The 17,374-nt window shown below is 27.1% G+C and carries 16 protein-coding genes, 1 tRNA gene and 1 pseudogene; 12 read left to right on the forward strand and 6 right to left on the reverse strand.

The genetic code is table 11. The features are described from left to right. Positions 1–814, forward strand: a pseudogene (locus tag KQ44_RS00135) (hypothetical protein); the annotation flags it as partial. Between the two features lie 23 nt (positions 815–837). Further along, complete coding sequence (gene queA / locus KQ44_RS00140; protein WP_096735724.1) at positions 838–1,914, forward strand: tRNA preQ1(34) S-adenosylmethionine ribosyltransferase-isomerase QueA; 1,077 nt, start codon at positions 838–840, stop codon at positions 1,912–1,914. 38 nt (positions 1,915–1,952) lie between these two features. On the opposite strand, the gene KQ44_RS00145 is transcribed toward queA, so the two are convergent. Together KQ44_RS00145 and mtnK are read right to left on the reverse strand one after the other, a co-directional pair. Then, on the reverse strand, positions 1,953–3,017 hold the full coding sequence (locus KQ44_RS00145) for an S-methyl-5-thioribose-1-phosphate isomerase (protein WP_096735725.1): 1,065 nt from the start codon (positions 3,015–3,017) through the stop codon (positions 1,953–1,955). A gap of 23 nt (positions 3,018–3,040) precedes the next feature. Further along, the gene (gene mtnK / locus KQ44_RS00150; protein WP_096735726.1) at positions 3,041–4,267 is read right to left on the reverse strand and encodes an S-methyl-5-thioribose kinase; all 1,227 of its coding nucleotides are present in this window, start codon (positions 4,265–4,267) and stop codon (positions 3,041–3,043) included. Positions 4,268–4,700: 433 nt separating this feature from the next. On the opposite strand from mtnK, the gene KQ44_RS00155 reads away from it, so the two are divergent. From KQ44_RS00155 to KQ44_RS00170, 4 genes are all read left to right on the forward strand, one after another. Continuing rightward, on the forward strand, positions 4,701–6,059 hold the full coding sequence (locus tag KQ44_RS00155) for an FAD-dependent oxidoreductase (protein WP_096735727.1): 1,359 nt from the start codon (positions 4,701–4,703) through the stop codon (positions 6,057–6,059). A gap of 215 nt (positions 6,060–6,274) precedes the next feature. Further along, a complete protein-coding gene (locus KQ44_RS00160; RefSeq protein ID WP_096735728.1) occupies positions 6,275–6,826 on the forward strand; it encodes an ECF transporter S component in 552 nt (183 codons plus the stop codon). Between the two features lie 81 nt (positions 6,827–6,907). After that, entirely contained in the window at positions 6,908–7,495 is a 588-nt protein-coding gene (locus KQ44_RS00165; protein ID WP_096735729.1) for an ECF transporter S component, read from the forward strand. After that, positions 7,485–8,438: a membrane dipeptidase gene (locus tag KQ44_RS00170; RefSeq protein WP_096735730.1), complete on the forward strand. Its 954-nt coding sequence runs from the start codon at positions 7,485–7,487 to the stop codon at positions 8,436–8,438. Before KQ44_RS00165 ends, KQ44_RS00170 begins: the two co-directional genes overlap by 11 nt. 100 nt (positions 8,439–8,538) lie before the next feature. On the opposite strand, the gene KQ44_RS00175 is transcribed toward KQ44_RS00170, so the two are convergent. Next, on the reverse strand, positions 8,539–9,990 hold the full coding sequence (locus KQ44_RS00175; RefSeq protein ID WP_096735731.1) for a phosphohydrolase: 1,452 nt from the start codon (positions 9,988–9,990) through the stop codon (positions 8,539–8,541). 196 nt (positions 9,991–10,186) lie between these two features. Here KQ44_RS00175 and KQ44_RS00180 point away from each other — a divergent pair. The 5 genes from KQ44_RS00180 (at position 10,187) to pth (KQ44_RS00200) (ending at position 13,358) form a co-directional block, all read left to right on the forward strand. Continuing rightward, a tRNA-Gln gene (locus KQ44_RS00180) sits at positions 10,187–10,258 on the forward strand. A 26-nt stretch (positions 10,259–10,284) separates the two neighbouring features. After that, positions 10,285–11,238: a ribose-phosphate pyrophosphokinase gene (locus KQ44_RS00185; protein WP_096735732.1), complete on the forward strand. Its 954-nt coding sequence runs from the start codon at positions 10,285–10,287 to the stop codon at positions 11,236–11,238. Positions 11,239–11,258: 20 nt separating this feature from the next. After that, on the forward strand, positions 11,259–11,849 hold the full coding sequence (locus KQ44_RS00190) for a 50S ribosomal protein L25 (RefSeq protein ID WP_096735733.1): 591 nt from the start codon (positions 11,259–11,261) through the stop codon (positions 11,847–11,849). A gap of 22 nt (positions 11,850–11,871) precedes the next feature. Then, positions 11,872–12,462 carry an aminoacyl-tRNA hydrolase gene (gene pth, locus KQ44_RS00195; RefSeq protein ID WP_096735734.1) on the forward strand — a complete coding sequence of 197 codons (591 nt, stop codon included), beginning with the start codon at positions 11,872–11,874 and terminating at the stop codon, positions 12,460–12,462. Next, entirely contained in the window at positions 12,459–13,358 is a 900-nt protein-coding gene (gene pth, locus KQ44_RS00200) for an aminoacyl-tRNA hydrolase (protein WP_205676533.1), read from the forward strand. The genes pth (KQ44_RS00195) and pth (KQ44_RS00200) overlap by 4 nt, the downstream gene beginning before the upstream one ends. Positions 13,359–13,727: 369 nt before the next feature. On the opposite strand, the gene nhaC is transcribed toward pth (KQ44_RS00200), so the two are convergent. Beyond that, entirely contained in the window at positions 13,728–15,143 is a 1,416-nt protein-coding gene (gene nhaC / locus KQ44_RS00205) for a Na+/H+ antiporter NhaC (RefSeq protein WP_096735735.1), read from the reverse strand. A gap of 304 nt (positions 15,144–15,447) precedes the next feature. Here nhaC and KQ44_RS00210 point away from each other — a divergent pair, with 304 nt between their 5' ends. Continuing rightward, positions 15,448–15,963 carry a chemotaxis protein CheW gene (locus KQ44_RS00210; protein ID WP_096735736.1) on the forward strand — a complete coding sequence of 172 codons (516 nt, stop codon included), beginning with the start codon at positions 15,448–15,450 and terminating at the stop codon, positions 15,961–15,963. Here KQ44_RS00210 and KQ44_RS00215 read toward each other — a convergent pair. Together KQ44_RS00215 and KQ44_RS00220 are read right to left on the reverse strand one after the other, a co-directional pair. Further along, positions 15,960–16,565, reverse strand: coding sequence for a 5-formyltetrahydrofolate cyclo-ligase (locus KQ44_RS00215; protein ID WP_096735737.1), 606 nt, complete (start codon positions 16,563–16,565; stop codon positions 15,960–15,962). The genes KQ44_RS00210 and KQ44_RS00215 overlap by 4 nt on opposite strands. After that, positions 16,546–17,304 carry a PilZ domain-containing protein gene (locus tag KQ44_RS00220; protein ID WP_096735738.1) on the reverse strand — a complete coding sequence of 253 codons (759 nt, stop codon included), beginning with the start codon at positions 17,302–17,304 and terminating at the stop codon, positions 16,546–16,548. Before KQ44_RS00220 ends, KQ44_RS00215 begins: the two co-directional genes overlap by 20 nt. Between the last annotated feature and the right edge of the window lie 70 nt (positions 17,305–17,374).

The raw sequence follows: 17,374 nt of genomic DNA on the forward strand, positions 1-17,374 counted from the left end.
AGGCTTTATAGCTTTGGAATATGATAATATAAAAAATTATTTGTCAAATTCTATAGATGATAGAAAAGAACTTATATTAAAAACTATTTATAAAAACTATTATGATTATTATAAAAAGATATTGTATATATTATTAGAAGAAGGAAGTATTTCAAAATCCACACTGTATGTTAAATTAAAAGAACATAATATTTCGCTTTCTATGGAAATGTATAATAATATAATTTATTCTATGTTTGTGTTAGGGCTTGCAGAAGTTTCTTTTTATGAGAATGCTATTTTAGCTATTAGAAAACCTATAATTGATGATAATAATAAAAAATGCTTTATAAACGGTAATTTTGAACTTACTTTAATTAATCATTATTTATTTTCTAATAATTTTATATATATGTGCAATTTATATTTTGAACTCGATAAGCAGGAGACTGTTTACACATATACAATGACAGAAGAAAGCGTATTAAAAGGAAAAACTATAATCAGTGATGAAGCATCAGAATATTCTTTTGATAAGTTTTTAGCTGTATTAAGAAATATACTTCTTGATAGTAATGTAGAAATGCCTAAGCATGTGGAAACAAGCATAAAAAGATGGTATGACAGAGGAATAATATCTTGTGTGTATGATAATGTTACACTTGTTATAATTAAAGATGCTAACAAGTTGGAAGAGATTATCTATGAGGCAAAAAGAAAAGGAATTATTATAAAAAAAATAAGCGATGAATATGCTATTGTAAAATCATCTTCTACTACTAAAAAAAATCTTACAAAATTTTTAAGACAGAGAAAGATAATAGTAACATTCTAAATAAAAATAAGCGATGAAAAATTATGATAGACTATTTAAATAAAGAAACATACAATTTTTATTTACCTGAAAATTTAATAGCAACAGAACCTAATTATGAAAGAGATCATTGCAGATTAATGACCTTAAATAAAAATACTGGAAAACTAGAACATAAAATATTTGCAGATATTATTAATTATTTAAATAAAGATGATGTATTAGTTTTAAATGACAGTAAAGTAATACCAGCAAGAATATACGCAAAAAAGTCTACAGGCGGTAATGCTGAAATACTCCTTCTTAATAGAGCTAATGATGATGAAAGCACTTGGGAATGTTTGATAAAGGGTAAAAATATTAAAGAGTCTGATACACTTTATTTAGATTATGCTCATTTAGACAATGTAGGAAATATTGAGGCATTGATAGAAAAAGATAATATATCAACTAAATTAATAAAGTTTTCAAAACCATTAACAAATGATATTTTAGACACAATAGGAAAAATTCCTCTTCCTCCGTATATAATTCAAAGTAGGAAAAGAAAAGGTGAAGAAGAATACAATAGTAATGATAAAGAGTTTTATCAAAATGTATATGCTAAAAATGAAGGAAGTATTGCTTCTCCTACTTCAGGTCTTCATTTTACTAATGAGCTTTTAGATAAAATAAAGTCTATTGGTGTTACAGTATGCTATGTTACTTTGCATGTAGGTTTTTCTACATTTAATCCTTTAAAAGAAGATAATTTGCTCAATCATGTTATGCATGAAGAGAAGTTTATCATACCAAAAGATAGCTGTAATATTATAATCAATGCCAAAAAAAACGGCAGGAGAATAGTATCATGCGGAACTACGGTATCAAGAGTTTTAGAAAGTGAATATGATAATTATGATTTCAAAAGAGTTGAAGGCTCTACAAATATATTTATTTATCCTCCTTATAAGTTTAAATGTGTAGACGCTCTTATAACTAATTTTCACACACCGCATTCAACTTTGCTTGCTATGGTTAGTGCCTTTGCTGGTTATGATAATATAATGAATGCTTATAAAACAGCTGTAGATAATAATTATAGATTTTTTTCATACGGTGATGCTATGTTTATGTATTAGTATTTATTTAGTATCTATATATAAGACTTTTTTCAAAACTAATATTCACCTTCATCATTGCCTATATAATATTTAAACACATCATAAGGACTGTAAATACCCAAATCCGTTACAACAGCACTTACCAAATGTGGCGGAGTATAGTCAAAAGCAGGATAAAACCCTTTAACTCCCTCTTTGGAAGTTTTTACCCCCATAGCCTCAGTTACAAGTTTTTCATCTCTAAACTCAAAATGTATGTCATCAAATCCATGATAGCCTTTATCAGGAGCTCCTGTTACAAAATAAGGAATACCCAAATATTTAGCTACTATTGCTATTTGAAAAGTACCTATTTTATTTACTACTGCCCCATTTAAACATATTAAGTCAGCAGCCGAAGTAAATACATCAATTTTCTTCTCCTGCATAGTATATGCCACCATATTGTCAGTTATAACTGTTACATCAGCACCCTGATCATAGGCAACTGTTGCTGTGAGCCTTGCCCCTTGAAAATATGGTCTTGTTTCTGCACATACAACCTTTATATCCTTATTCTTTTTCTGAAACTCCTGTATCATAAATCCTACAACAGATTCTCCGAAGCATTGAGTAAGTATAGTACCTTTATCTGGAAACATTGATACAAGATTTTCTGCTATTTTTTTTATTTTAGAATATCTTTTTGTAGAAAGTTCTATTCCCCTATTAAACATAGCCTCTATTGGATCTTTGCCCGATTTTATCGCCTCAGTACCAGCTTCTAAACATGATTTTGTTATAGACATCATTCTAGCACTTGTTGTAGGTCTTGAATTAGCCAAAGTATTGCAGGCATGAGTTAAAAAATCTATTCTGTCATTTCCTTCTAAATGTTTTGACTCATAACCTGCTAAAGCCATACCCATAGCTACAGCAAGGTATGGACCAGCACTTTGAGTTACCATATCTGCTATAGCTTTTGATACTTCTTTATGAGTTTTACATTCAACAAAATGTACTTTATTCGGATACACTCTTCTGTCTAATATCTTTACACATCCGTCATCATACCAAGCAATATTTTCAAACTGAAGCATAAAGGCAAGTTCTTTATCTATTCTATTAAGTTTATCAGACATAAAAGTTCTCCAAAATAAGTTATTTATATATTATCAAAATCAATTTTTTGAATTATATTATCTATAAATTTCATGAATTTCTCTTCTTCAGCTAATTTATCTCTATACATAATACATTCAATACCTATATTTAGAAGTATATATTCTATATTTCTTCTAGTTTCCTTATCATTTACAGACTCTATTTCTTTTACCTTAGCACAACCTGTAGTTCTCCTTAATATTTCAAGTCCGCATATACCAAAAGCAGTTTTTAATACTTCAAGCAAATAAAACTCTATAAAATCCTCATTATTTTTTACAGAAATATCATTAGTTTCATGTATAAATTTAGTAATAAATTTATTTTTGAAAAGTCTTATAATATCATCTATAACAACAAAAAGAAATGAAGTATAATTCTTATCATTAGTAACATTAAAGTGATAAACATAAGCAAATATAAAATTAGCTATTATAGTACCCAAGTCATATCCTATAGGTCCATAAAAAGCAAATTCACAATCCATAACCTTTATATAATCCTCATTAACAAATATAGACCCAGTATGCAAATCACCATGTATCAAAGCCTGAGCATTATTCATAAACTCATATTTTAATTTAGCAGCCTCAAGATGTAAAGTTTTATTCTTATATAATTTTTCTTCAACAAATTTATTTAGTGATTCTGAAAAAGAATTTTCATTGAGTAAGTTAAAAAAAGGCTCTCTAAAAACAAGCTCTTCACTTATTTTACAAAGTTCTTTATTAATATATTTAGCAACATTTTCCTTTTTAGTAAAAGCATTGGCAAAAAAATCAGCAGTAGATAAAGTAGTTTCAACAATAAAATCAGTTAACTGTTCCTGCAAATGATGATATATCTGTCCCTTAATTAAAGCATCTCTAAGTACTGTATAATTCTTCAAATCTTCCATAACAAACAAATTCATCACTTTATCTATACATATTATCTTAGGTGCCAAGTCTGGAAGTATATCTCCATAATATGATAAAACTTGAGCCTCTCTGGCATTTCTATTCATATCAAGTATCCTTCCAGAAGAATTACTTCTGGTATGAACTCCCGCTTGTTTTAATATTATAGAATCTTTTCCGTTACTTATTCTATAAACATAATTTATATTTCCATCTCCTATTTCCTTGCAGGTTATATTATCATTCTGCTTGAAATATTTTAATTTATTTTTAACATAAAGTAATACATCTTTTTCTTCCATAAGAAAATATTCGTTAAATCTAACCATAAAATAAAATCCATAAATAAAATTGATAATTATAAATATAGCATAAAAAGTATAAATATCAATAATCATATCATACAAATATAGTATATACACAATATTTTTTATTTTTAAAATTTTAAAATATTAGTTATGTAACAAAAATAATTAATTTTATTACAAAATACAAAAAATACTCTGTAATATATATTTATATAAATAGTTATATTAAAGAAACTAGTATGATTAAGTAATTTATATAGATATTTACAGTAATATGTTATAATAATCTTGAGAAAATATATAATAATTAGTGAAATTATTATATAAAATTAGTATAAAAAATATTAAAAAACTTCATTATAAACATAATATACCTTGACTAAGTACCTATTTTGTACTATAATAATGCCTAAATTTAGAATTAAATTATTTTTATATAAGGGGTTAAATTATTATGAAAGTTATAGTAATAGGCTGTAACCATGCTGGTACATGGGCAGCAAAAACATTAAAAGCTACAGATCCTAATTGTCAAGTTGTAACTTATGATAGAAATGATAATATATCTTTCTTAGCTTGCGGTATCGCACTTTGGGTTGGCGGTGTAGTAAAAGATCCTAAAGGTTTATTCTATGCTAGTCCTGAAAGTTTAAAAGCTGAAGGCATTGATGTTTACATGGGACATGATGTAACAAAAATAGACTGGGCTAACAAAAAATTACATGTAAAAGAATTAAAAACAGGTAAAGAGTTTGATGATAATTATGATAAACTTATTCTTGCTACTGGTTCTTGGCCTGTAACTCCTCCTATAGAAGGTTTAATGCAGGAAGGTACTGAATACGGACTTAAAAAAGGTATTTTCTTCTCTAAATTATTCCAACAAGGTCAGGAAATTATTGATGAAATAGCTAAACCAGAAGTAAAAAAAGTTATGGTAGTTGGTGCTGGTTACATAGGTGTAGAACTTATAGAAGCATTCAAAAACCATGGTAAAGAAGTTATCTTAATGGAAGCTATGCCTAGAGTTATGGCTAACTATTTTGACAAAGAAATTACTGATGAAGCTGAAAAAAGAATTAAAGAAGCAGGCATAGAAATGCATTTGGGTGAAACTGTTAAAAAATTTGAAGGTGATGACAGAGTTAAAAAAGTTATTACTGACAAAGGTTCTTATGATGTAGATATGGTAGTTATGTCTGTTGGTTTCAGACCTAATAGCGAACTTTATAAGGATTATTTAGAAACTTTACCTAATGGTGCTATAAAAGTAGACACTACTATGAAAACTACAAAAGATCCTAATGTATTTGCTATAGGAGACTGTGCTACTGTATATTCAAGAGCTTCTGGAAAAGAAGAGTATATTGCTTTAGCTACTAATGCTGTAAGAATGGGTATTGTTGCTGCTAACAATGCTTTAGGAAAACATGTTGAATACTGCGGTACTCAAGGTTCTAATGCTATCTGCGTATTCGGATACAATATGGCTTCTACTGGTTGGTCTGAAGAGACTGCTAAGAAAAAAGGATTAAAAGTTAAATCTAACTTCTTTAAAGATGCTGAAAGACCTGAATTTATGCCTTCTTATGAAGATGTATTAGTAAAAATCATATATGAAGAAGACACTAGACGCATGGTAGGTGCTCAAATTGCTTCTAATCATAATCATGCTGAGGCTATACATGCATTCTCTCTTGCTATACAAAATGGTATGACTGTTGATCAGTTTGCATTATCTGACTTCTTCTTCTTACCTCACTATAACAAACCATTATCTTGGATGACTATGGTTGCTTATACTGCTAAATAATAATTAAAAAACAATATATTAATTAATAATATAACCCTAGTAAGTTAAAAATTTACTAGGGTTTTTTTATAAATAAAAATATCATAAAATAATACCATTTAATATAAAGTAATTTTTTTATTGAAAATAAATTTATTTTAGGTTATTATAGGGAACAATATCTTATATAGTATTTTATAATAATTAAAAAATTATAATAGCGGGATTTGAACAAAATGGAGAGTAAATTAAAATACAATATATTAATCATATTTATTGGAATAATAGCTAATTTTGCTTTGACATTTTTAGTATTATTATTAAAAGTTCCTTTTCTTTTTATGGATTCTATAGGCACAATACTTACTGCTGTTATACTTGGTCCTACATACGGAGCTCTTGTAGGTATAATAACAAATATTATTACATCCATAACCATAGATTATATAAATCTTCATTTTGCCGTTGTAAATGCTATAATAGGATTAATGGCTGGATTAATAGCTAAAAGATATGATTTTACAAAAATATCTGTATCTTTTATAAGCGGTATTATTATAGCAGTAGTTTCTGGAATAATATCGTCCCCCATTTCTATAGTGCTTGCTAATGGAGTAACTACTGGTACAGTAGATACTTATATTAAGGCATTAATTAATAGCGGAAAAAGCCTTGTGGTATCAACAACTATAGGAACATTATCAGCTGCTCTTATAGATAAAATAGTATCATGTTTATTGGTTACAATAGCAATAAAAAAGGTCTATTTTTTCAGAATTAATAAATAGAATTAATAAAAAGTTATTGAAAATAAATTTTATTTTTGTATATTTTACATATGCTAAAGCTGTTAATATTGGTAAATTAGTATGAAAGATAATTTAAAATACAGTTTAATAATTGTATTGATAAGCATGGCAATTAATTTCTCTTTAACATTTATAGTTTTGTTTTTTAATATACCATTCTTATTTTTAGATTCGGCAGGTACAATACTAACTGCTGCAATACTTGGTCCTATATATGGAGCAATAGTAGGTATTTTAACTAATCTATTATTATCATTATTTTTGAGCTACTCTCATTTATATTTCACTATCATAAATGCATTGATAGGTTTAATAACAGGACTTATAGCCAGAAAGTTTAAATTCAGACTATTATCTGCTGTTGTAACTGGTATTATTATAGGTATAATGTCAGCCTCAATAGGAGTACCTATATCTGTAATATTAACAGAAGGATTAAGCGGAGGAACTATAGACGGTTTCATAAAATCAATGATTGAATGTGGATTAAATATTACTGAGGCATCATTCATAGCTAGACTGATTGCAAATATATTTGATAAAGTACTATCATGTATTATTGTATATCTAATGATAAAAAAAATAATATTCTTTCAGAAGTATATAAAATTAAATAATAAAAAAGAGGAAAATAAAGATGATATTTGATGCTCATTCTGATATATGGACTGACGTTGCCGTGAAAACTCTTAAGGGTGAAAATAATATAATAAAAAAATACCATTATGATAATCTAGTAAAAGGAAAAATAGAAGGTTCTATATTTGTTATATGGACAGAACCTAAAAATTATCACAGAGCTTTAGAAAGAGTGATAGAAATACAGGAATGTATAAAAAAAGAATTAGAATATATTAAAGATATAATACTTATAGCAAAAAACTATGATGATATTATTAAAGCAAAAAAAGAAAATAAAATATATGTATTTATAGGATTTGAGGGACTTATATCTATCGATGATAATATCGATTTGATAGATGAATACTATGAATATGGAGCAAGACATGCTTCTCTTACTTGGAATGAGGAAAATAAACTAGCATCTGGAGTAAAAGGAGATTTTAATAAAGGATTAACTGATTTGGGTAAAAAGGCTATTAAAAAGATGCAGGATAAAGGAATGATAGTTGATGTATCGCATCTTAATGATAAATCTTTCTTTGATGTAATAGATATAACTTCAGCTCCGATTATAGCTTCGCATTCAAATTCAAGGGTATTATGCAGCAGTTTAAGAAATCTTACAGATGAACAATTAAAAGCCATAAGAGATACTAAAGGAGTTGTAGGACTTAATTCTTATAAGGGATTTATTGATGAAAATAAGGATAAGCAAACTATTGAAAGAGCTTTAGATCATATAAAATACATAGCAGACAAAATAGGAATAGACCATATAGGACTTGGTTTTGATTATAATGAATATTTTGAAGATGAAATTACACCTCCTTCTGTAAAAGGCTTAGAAAATGCTTCTAAATCATATGATATTATAATAAAATTAAAGGAAGCAGGATTTAATAATGAAGAAATAGAAAAAATAGAGTATAAAAATTTTCATAGAATAATAAAAGAGATTGTAAAATAAAAATATTAAATCAAAAAACTATATATTAACAAAATTGAGTTTTGAAACAAATCTATTATAAATATTAATAGTTTTAAATAAAGTATGCTAATTTTCACTGTTAATCAAACGGATTTGAAACATCTTCTTTCATTATGTCGGATAGGAAATTAATAAATAATTCAAATATAATTGGATCTATTTGAGTTTCCTCTTTTATGTAATTATTAAATATGAGTTCTACAGCTTCTTTAGCGGTTATTCCATTTCTTTCATAGTTTTTCTGTGGTGTTACTATTGTATCATACAAATCTATTATTTCTAAAACTTTGGATGGAAAGAATGCTAAGGAGTCAAGAGTTTCGATATCAGCTGAATTATTTGATATAAGCCATGAAGGATTTATAGGCTTATTTTCTTTGATATTTTTATGTATTAAACCTTTTAAAATACTGTAACCATAACCATAGTATTCATGATGAGTTCCCACAATTAATGCTATATCATCATTATAATTTCTAAAAAATTTTAAAAATTGAAAACCTTTAATAGCATGCGATGTTGACTGTAATTTATACTCTTTGGATCTATTTACATTTAAATAATCTAATTGTTTAATTTTTACAACATCATGCCAGAATGCCCCTGCTGCAAATGTTGCTAAGTTTTGAAGAGATATTTTTTTTAGTCCGTTTTTAAATATATCTTCAAATTTTATATCTTCTTTTTCTACATTATAATGTTTAAAAACTTTTTCATAATATTTTTTAAATTTCTTGTTGAAATTTGTTATAGTTTTTAATGAAAATTTATTTTTTATTTGTTTATTGTAATATAATAAAAACTCTATAAATATTATAAATACTCTGTTTCCATGTCCTATAACATTTCTGCAGTTAAAAGTATCGTATTCATAAAATAGTTTAATATTCGGATATATTTTATCCAATAATTTTACAACTAATAGTATTATATTGTTAGCTATAAATTGTGTATCATATGATTCTACATTATCAAAATATATTTGATTTATGCTGTCTTTTGCTGCATTTACTAAATGTATTAAATTTACTCTTTCTATAAATGCAAGCTCTGTCATAATATCCAATATATATTCAGAAGATTCTTTATATAACTTTTCATTGTAGTATTGATTTAATATATCTAAAGAATTTTTTAATGATATAGTTCTCTCTTTAGGCGTTTTTTTTAGTATTAGTTCTAATATATCATATTCAAGTCTTTTAGTTTTTTCATTATCTGGCAGGCAGTCTTTATAAACTTTTAGGAATTGATCTATATTTTTAATTTGCTTATAATTTTTTTTATTTTGTGGTTCAACTACTAAATCTAATATATATTTAGATGATTTAGTGATATAGAATTTATTAAAGACATCGATATTAACATAATTTTTATTAAATAATAGATCAATTTTATAATTTGGTACAGAAAAAGATATATTATCTTCATTAGTGCATATTATTTCTGTGGCATGAAATTTGATAATATCCTTATTATTTTTTATAAAATCTAAATCTACTAAAACATATTTATCTAAGTTAATATTCATAAAAACCGTAACTCTATAAGTATTATGATAACTATCATAAACTATTTTGTTTTTTTATCAACTTTTTTGTATACTATTTTCTATTTTATTTTACAAATAAAAAAATCAAAATATTATAAAAAAAGTGTTGACAATTTTTTGTAATGTAGTAAAATAACGACACTCATAGATTTAATAAATTAAATTTATTTGATACTGGGGTGTCGTCAAGCGGTAAGACAATTGGTTTTGGTCCAATTATTCGAGGGTTCGAATCCTTCCACCCCAACTTTTCTACTTTTTAATGGTATTTAAATGGGTATAGAAGACGAAATATTGATATTAAGCGGCACAGCAAATCCTCAGCTATCAGAAGATGTTGTTAAAAATCTTGGTCTCAAGTTAGGTAATATGGAAATACGTAAATTTGCCGATGGGGAGACATTTGTACAGATAGAGGAAACTGTTAGAAATAAAGATACTTATGTAATACAGCCTACAGGGCGTCCATCAAGCAGTGAAAACTGGATGGAACTCTATTGTATTATAGATGCTTTAAAAAGAGCTAGTGCTAAACGTATTACGGCTGTTATACCATATTATGGTTATTCTAGACAGGATAGAAAAAATGAACCTAGAGTACCTATAACTGCTAAATTGGTTGCTAATTTATTATCGGAAGCTGGAGCTCATAGGGTTTTAGCTCTCGATTTGCATGCAGCACAAATACAAGGTTTTTTTGATATACCAGTTGACCATATGCTTTCAAAAAATGTGTTCTTGGATAAAATAAAAAAAGACCTTGATATGTCTAATTCTATTATAGTTTCCCCTGATATAGGCGGAGTAGGAAGAGCTAGAGCTATAGCTAAACAACTTAATCTTGATATTGCTATAATAGATAAAAGAAGAGACAGAGCTAATGAATGCGAAGTTATGAACATTATAGGTGATGTCAATGGTAAAGATGCCATTATTATAGATGATATAATAGATACAGGCGGTACTCTTATAAAAAGTATGCAGGCCCTTAAAAAAGCAGGTATGAGAAAAATATATGTGTTTATAACTCATGCAGTATGCTCAGGCGATGTTTATGAGAGAATTAATGCAAGCGATATAGAAAAACTTTATATCACAGATAGTTTGAAAGTTATGAAAGACAGATTAGGAAGCAAAATAGAAGTTCTTTCAGTCGCCCCTGTAATTGCTGATGCTATTAGACATATACATATGGAACTTTCTATAAGTGTTCTATTTGATAAGTAAAATATAATAAGGAAAGAAATATGAGCGAGAATTATACTATTAAAGCTTTACAAAGAGATACAAAATTTAAAAGCGTTGGACGCAAATTGAGAAATGAAGGTTATGCATTAGCCACTCTTTATGGAAGGGAAAATCAATATTCTATAGCTGTAGAATTAAAAGAATTTGTTAAAGTTTTCTCTTTGGCAGGTCAGCATGATATAATTACTTTGGATATAGAAAATGATAAGGCTAGAGAAGTTTTAGTAAAAGATTATCAAATAGATGGTATAAAAAGAAATATTAGACATATAGATTTTTATGAAATAGACAGAAATAAAAAAATCAAAACTTATGTTCCTATTCATATAGAAGGTGTACCAGAAGGTGTACGTTTAGGCGGCGGTACTCTTGAACAAGTAGAATATGGTTTGCCTATCAGAGCTTTACCTGGATCTATACCTAGAGAACTAATCATTGATGTAAGTGAATTAAAAGTAGGGGATAGTTTACACATTAGCGATATCAAATTTCCTGAAGGTGTTGATCCTGTTGGTGATGGTTCTAAAGCTGTTGTTACAGTTGTTACTACTCAAGATGATGAAGCTGCTAATAAAGGTGCTGAAGCATAATTACATCTAGGATTGCTATTTGATGATGAAATTAGTAATGGGACTTGGTAACCCAGGAGAACAATATAAAAATCATAGGCATAATGTCGGTTATATGATTTTAGATAGAGTTGCTAAAAAACTTAATGTTGAGTTAGATATTAAGAAAAAGAAAACTGTTTTTGGTAGAGGCAAACATGGTAAAATGGAGTATTTACTTTTAAAGCCTCTTACTTTTATGAATCTTTCTGGAGAAGCAGCTCTTTATATGGCTAGTTTTATGAAAATTACTGTTGAAAATATTATAGTAATTTATGATGATACTAGTGTTCCAATAGGGGAATTTAGAGTTATACCTTCAAAAACTGATGGTTCTGAGGAAGAAGTAGAAGAATATACAATAGATCATAATGGTATAAAAAGTATAAAGGAATCTTTAAAAAGCTATAATTTTACTAAAATTGGAGTTGGAATAGGAGCTTGTCCTGAAAATGAGGAAAAAGCTGATTTCCTTTTAGCACCTTTCTCCAAAGATGAAAGAAAAAAAATTAGAGATATATCCGATAATGTTGTAGATGCTACTTGTATAGCATTGTTTGATTCTCCTCAGGCGGCAAAAAAGAAATATTCATGATTACTAAATTAATTATAGGACTTGGAAATCCAGGTGATGAGTATAAGAATAACAGACATAATGTTGGTTTTATTCTTATTGACAAAATAGCAGAAAATTTAGCTCTAAATTTCGATACCAATAAAAAGAAATCTTTATATACAAGAGGAAAGTCTAAGGATATAGAATATATACTTCTTAAACCTCAAACATTTATGAATCTTTCTGGAGAAGCAGCTCTTTATATATCAAAATTTTTTAATGTAAAACTTGATGATATAATAGTGATATATGATGATATGGATATACCTTTCGGAACTTTTAAGATAAAAAAAGGCGGAAGTTCTGGCGGACATAATGGAATAAAGAGTTTAATTTCTCAGCTTCATAGTGATGATTTTACTAGGATTAGAATAGGTATAGGAAGACCTAGTGCTGGTAGAAAAGTTAATGATTATGTCCTTTCAAATTTTAGTAAAAAAGAAATGGAAGAATTAAATACTGTCATTGCTGATAATGTTATAGAGGCGGTTAAAACAGCATTATTTGAATCTCCTATAATAGCCCAAAATAAATATAATAAAAAAATCAATAACAAAGATAGTTCTAATAAATCTAAGGTTAATAAAAACATGATAAAGATAGTATCAAAAAATCCTGTTAAAGAAGAAAATAAAAAAGAATTTATTGAAACGGCAAAAGAACTTATAGAAAAAAGCAGAAAAGAAGATGGTTGTATATCGTATAGTTTATATGAAAGTTTAGATGGCAGATATTTAACTTTTATAGAAGAATGGAAAGATGAGAAAGCTATAGAAAATCACAATAATACTGAACACTTCAAATCAATAGTTCCTAAACTTGCTCAATTAACTGAAAGCGGCAAAGATGTTATCTTATATAAAGAAATTAAATAATAAAACCATATATAAAACCTTAAAATAGCAAGAATAAAAATTTAATATTCTTACTCTTTTTTATTTGCATTATAGTTAATGTTTTAATTATAGTTTATTGTTATGTGTATATATGTAATTGTAAAAAACTGCATTTTATAAAATCATATAGCTTTGCGTTATATCCTATTCTTAAATTTAATAAATTATATTATATATAAGATAATTTTAGTATGATTTAGCACTAATTTCATACTTACACTTTAACAAAGCGTATCCGAAGGATAAAACTTTGATGAAGTCACATCAAAAAAGTTGACAATACATTTACAAAAATATAGAAATTTACAAACTATATTTTTTTTAGATATATACTAAATATATGATTATTTAATTATTTCCATTGCCTACAGCAAATTTTGGTAGAGTTATCATATAAATAAAAGATATTCCTATACTTATCAAATTAAAAAAAGAATAAGGCATATATTCAAGAGTATGAACACCAAGTATAGAAGTCATATAAACTCCAGTAACAGTCCAAGGAAGAAGAACCTCTGTAAGAGTCCCCCCTTCTTCCATAGTTCTTGATAATACTCCTTTATTAACATTATATTTTTCATATACATCTTTAAGTACTGAACCTAATGTCAAAAATGTAAACTGAAGACTGCTTAATGCAGAATTAATAGTAAATGTTGTAAACCAAGTTATAAATATCAAACTCCTTGCTCCTTTTACTACTTTTACTAATAGCTCTATAAGAGTATTTAAAGTGCCTATAAGCTGAAGCATAGCTCCATAAGTAAGTGCCAATATTAAAAAAAGAACACTAGGCATTGTGCTCATCATTCCTCCCCTATTTAACAATGAGTGTAAATTTGATGGTACATAATCAGGGTTTACTGTAGAAGACATTGATATATTAAAACCTGTTACAAATGATTTCATAGCATTGATAAATCCAAAATCCTGAATTATACTACCTAATATTATAGCTATTAAACTTCCTATAAACATTGTTATAACTGGATTAACCCCTTTAACACTTGCAATAAGTACAAATATAGGCGGAATCAATAGGAATATATTAAAATTGAATATAGCATCTAATGAATTTAATATCTCTCTTGCATCTTTAAGATTTGATATATCTGCATTAATAGTCGATGCATTAAATCCTAATACTGTAAATACAATGGCAGCAAGAAAAGCAGAAGGTATAGTATTTACAAGCATAGTTTTTATATGATTTGAAAGAGTAGTTCCAGCACCCATAGCAGCCAAAACAGTAGTGTCTGATATAGGAGAGTTTTTATCCCCAAGATAAGCCCCGCTTATAACAGCACCTGCCACCAAAGGAAGAGGAGTATTTGTAGCCTGAGCAATACCTATAAACGCTACACCTGCAGTAGAAGCAGACCCCCAAGACGTACCTGTAAATACAGAAAGAAATGAAGTTACAATAAAAGCCATTAGCGGTATAAATGAAGGATGAATAAGTTTAATACCATAATATATAAGCATAGGAACAGTACCTGAATACATCCAAGACCCTACTACAATACCTATCAATATAAAAATTAATACACCTATCCAAGTATCAACAACTTTTTTTATGAAGGCATTCTCCATATCCTCCCATTTATAGCCTGCAAAATATGCTATTATACATGATATTAATGTACCTATAGTAAGCAGAAACTCTATAGGAACACAGTATTTAACAGTAAATATCAAAACAGAAACTAGTATAAATAACAATGGAAATAACTTCCAAAATGTATTAATCTTTTTTATGTTCATAAACTAATCCTTAAAATATAAAATAATAGATATTATTGTAATTAATAATGTTACATCAATTATTAAGCTATGTCAATATTATTTTTTTATATAAAAATAATATAAAATACAGTATATATTTTTATAAGTATACTATCTTAATATTAAAAATTATTGACTTTTAGGTAAAAATAACATAAAATAGTATTATTAATTAATACCAAATTTGATTTTTTTAATTGCAAATATTTTGTTATATTATAAAATATTAAAAAATTATTTCCGATAATAAACTAACTTGTAAATATAAATGGAGGCATTTTAAATGGCAGAACAGCTAGAGCAACAAACTGCAGAAAGTACAGAAAGCAGAGCTGATGTTGAAGATAGTACCAACCTTGTTACTTTTAGACTAGGCAGCGGCGAATATGCTATAGATATCATGCAGGCTAAAGAGATAATTAAAATGGAAAAGATTACTCTTATACCTAATGCCCCAGATTTTGTAGAAGGTGTAATAAATTTACGTGGAAATATTATACCTATCATAGACTTGAAAAAAAGATTTCATTTAGAAGAGACTGAAGGCGATAAAAATACTGGTATCATCATTGTAAAAATAGAAGATGTTGATATGGGTATTATTATTGACTCCATATCTAAAGTAGTATCCATTTCAAATTCTGATATTCAGCCTCCTCCTCCTATGCTTTCTGGTATAGGTCAGAAATATATTAAAGGTGTAGGTAAATTAGAGGACAAATTGTTAGTTGTACTTGATTTGGAAAAATTATTCACCACCGATGAAGATGATGATTCTAATGAATCTGATAATAATTAAAAAATAGCTGTTATTACTTTACTTTCGCTTATAATAATATCCAATATTTCATCATTATCATCTTTGGGTATAGCTGGAAGTATTTGATAATCATAAGCTAAGCCTATTCTAAGGGCATTTCTATTTAGTTTTAAAATATTATCATAGTATCCCTTTCCAAATCCTAACCTATTGCATTTCTCATCAAATACTAATGCTGGAATAATAAACATAGAAACTTCATTAATACCACAGTCTTTACAGTATTCATAAGGTTCCCCGTTTCCAAATCTAGTATTTCTATTAATATCCTTATTATAATCACTAATGTATTTTAATTTCATATTGTGATCATCTATTAAAAATGGAACAGAAACTTTAATATTATTATCCATTGCATACTGAATAATTTTTTGAGTTTGTACTTCATGATTAAAGTCAATATATACGCATATAGAAGTAAACTTACTAATATTAACTATATTTTTAAATTTTTTATATATAATATTACTTTTAGCTTCTATAAAATGTTCATCTAAATTATTTCTAATAAGTTTAAAAGAAGTTCTTATTAATTGTTTAGCTTCTTTTATATCAGAATCATTATGAAGAGAAGTTCTCATCTTTAAATTCTACTAATATTTCCTGTAATAGTTTGTCGCGGATAATTTGGTCAATAATTTTTTGCGAAGCCATACCTATATCAATAAACTGTACAGCGAAACCTTTAGGTAAATCAGGTTTTTGATTATCATTATTAATCCAAACTACTTTAGCTTCAGTAAAGAGCTTAAAATCTTTGAAAGATATTGTAAGACCAAGCATATCCCCCTTATCTGGTATATTAGTATCAGAAGATATATAAGCACCATTCCCACTTATAGAAAGTATATTTCTATCTATTGTACCTCTAATTTTATCTTTATAAGCTATAATAACATTTAAAGGCCAATTTACTCTTGAATACTGCCTTCTTCTTTTTGAAGTATCTTCCGCATTATTAGATATTTCAGTAGTAATAGCATGTACTATTGTGCTTATATCAGTATTTTTAGGGAAAGTCAAGGCATTAGGATAGTTTTCAGCATTAAACTCATCAGATATATCAGTAAGTACTAATCTTATTTGCGGATTTATCTTTCTTATTTTATCGGTAAAAAATTTAATACTATCCTTTTCTGATTCATTATATCTAATTATATAAAAGTATATATTTAAATTATTTTCTATAATATATGCTAAAGATGAATTAGTATCTGTAAAACTACTTATACTGATTTTATCATTAAAAGCTGATTTATATTTATTTAATATAGAAGGGTCATTTTCTATGATAACACCTTTTGCTTGTTCTTTATCCATTTTATTAAACTCCTGTCAATACTTACTTTTAAGTATAACATAATTTATTATTTATGCAATATTTTCAATA

The organism is Brachyspira sp. G79 (genome assembly GCF_002379365.1).
Taxonomy (GTDB): Bacteria; Spirochaetota; Brachyspiria; order Brachyspirales; family Brachyspiraceae; genus Brachyspira.

What these genes read in the sequence shown, in the direction of transcription:
- queA (WP_096735724.1), top strand. Translation starts at nt 838, where the DNA reads ATGATAGACTATTTAAATAAAGAAACATACAATTTTTATTTACCTGAA.
- KQ44_RS00145 (WP_096735725.1), bottom strand. Translation starts at nt 3,017, where the DNA reads ATGTCTGATAAACTTAATAGAATAGATAAAGAACTTGCCTTTATGCTT.
- mtnK (WP_096735726.1), bottom strand. Translation starts at nt 4,267, where the DNA reads ATGGTTAGATTTAACGAATATTTTCTTATGGAAGAAAAAGATGTATTA.
- KQ44_RS00155 (WP_096735727.1), top strand. Translation starts at nt 4,701, where the DNA reads ATGAAAGTTATAGTAATAGGCTGTAACCATGCTGGTACATGGGCAGCA.
- KQ44_RS00160 (WP_096735728.1), top strand. Translation starts at nt 6,275, where the DNA reads ATGGAGAGTAAATTAAAATACAATATATTAATCATATTTATTGGAATA.
- KQ44_RS00165 (WP_096735729.1), top strand. Translation starts at nt 6,908, where the DNA reads ATGAAAGATAATTTAAAATACAGTTTAATAATTGTATTGATAAGCATG.
- KQ44_RS00170 (WP_096735730.1), top strand. Translation starts at nt 7,485, where the DNA reads ATGATATTTGATGCTCATTCTGATATATGGACTGACGTTGCCGTGAAA.
- KQ44_RS00175 (WP_096735731.1), bottom strand. Translation starts at nt 9,990, where the DNA reads ATGAATATTAACTTAGATAAATATGTTTTAGTAGATTTAGATTTTATA.
- KQ44_RS00185 (WP_096735732.1), top strand. Translation starts at nt 10,285, where the DNA reads ATGGGTATAGAAGACGAAATATTGATATTAAGCGGCACAGCAAATCCT.
- KQ44_RS00190 (WP_096735733.1), top strand. Translation starts at nt 11,259, where the DNA reads ATGAGCGAGAATTATACTATTAAAGCTTTACAAAGAGATACAAAATTT.
- pth (WP_096735734.1), top strand. Translation starts at nt 11,872, where the DNA reads ATGATGAAATTAGTAATGGGACTTGGTAACCCAGGAGAACAATATAAA.
- pth (WP_205676533.1), top strand. Translation starts at nt 12,459, where the DNA reads ATGATTACTAAATTAATTATAGGACTTGGAAATCCAGGTGATGAGTAT.
- nhaC (WP_096735735.1), bottom strand. Translation starts at nt 15,143, where the DNA reads ATGAACATAAAAAAGATTAATACATTTTGGAAGTTATTTCCATTGTTA.
- KQ44_RS00210 (WP_096735736.1), top strand. Translation starts at nt 15,448, where the DNA reads ATGGCAGAACAGCTAGAGCAACAAACTGCAGAAAGTACAGAAAGCAGA.
- KQ44_RS00215 (WP_096735737.1), bottom strand. Translation starts at nt 16,565, where the DNA reads ATGAGAACTTCTCTTCATAATGATTCTGATATAAAAGAAGCTAAACAA.
- KQ44_RS00220 (WP_096735738.1), bottom strand. Translation starts at nt 17,304, where the DNA reads ATGGATAAAGAACAAGCAAAAGGTGTTATCATAGAAAATGACCCTTCT.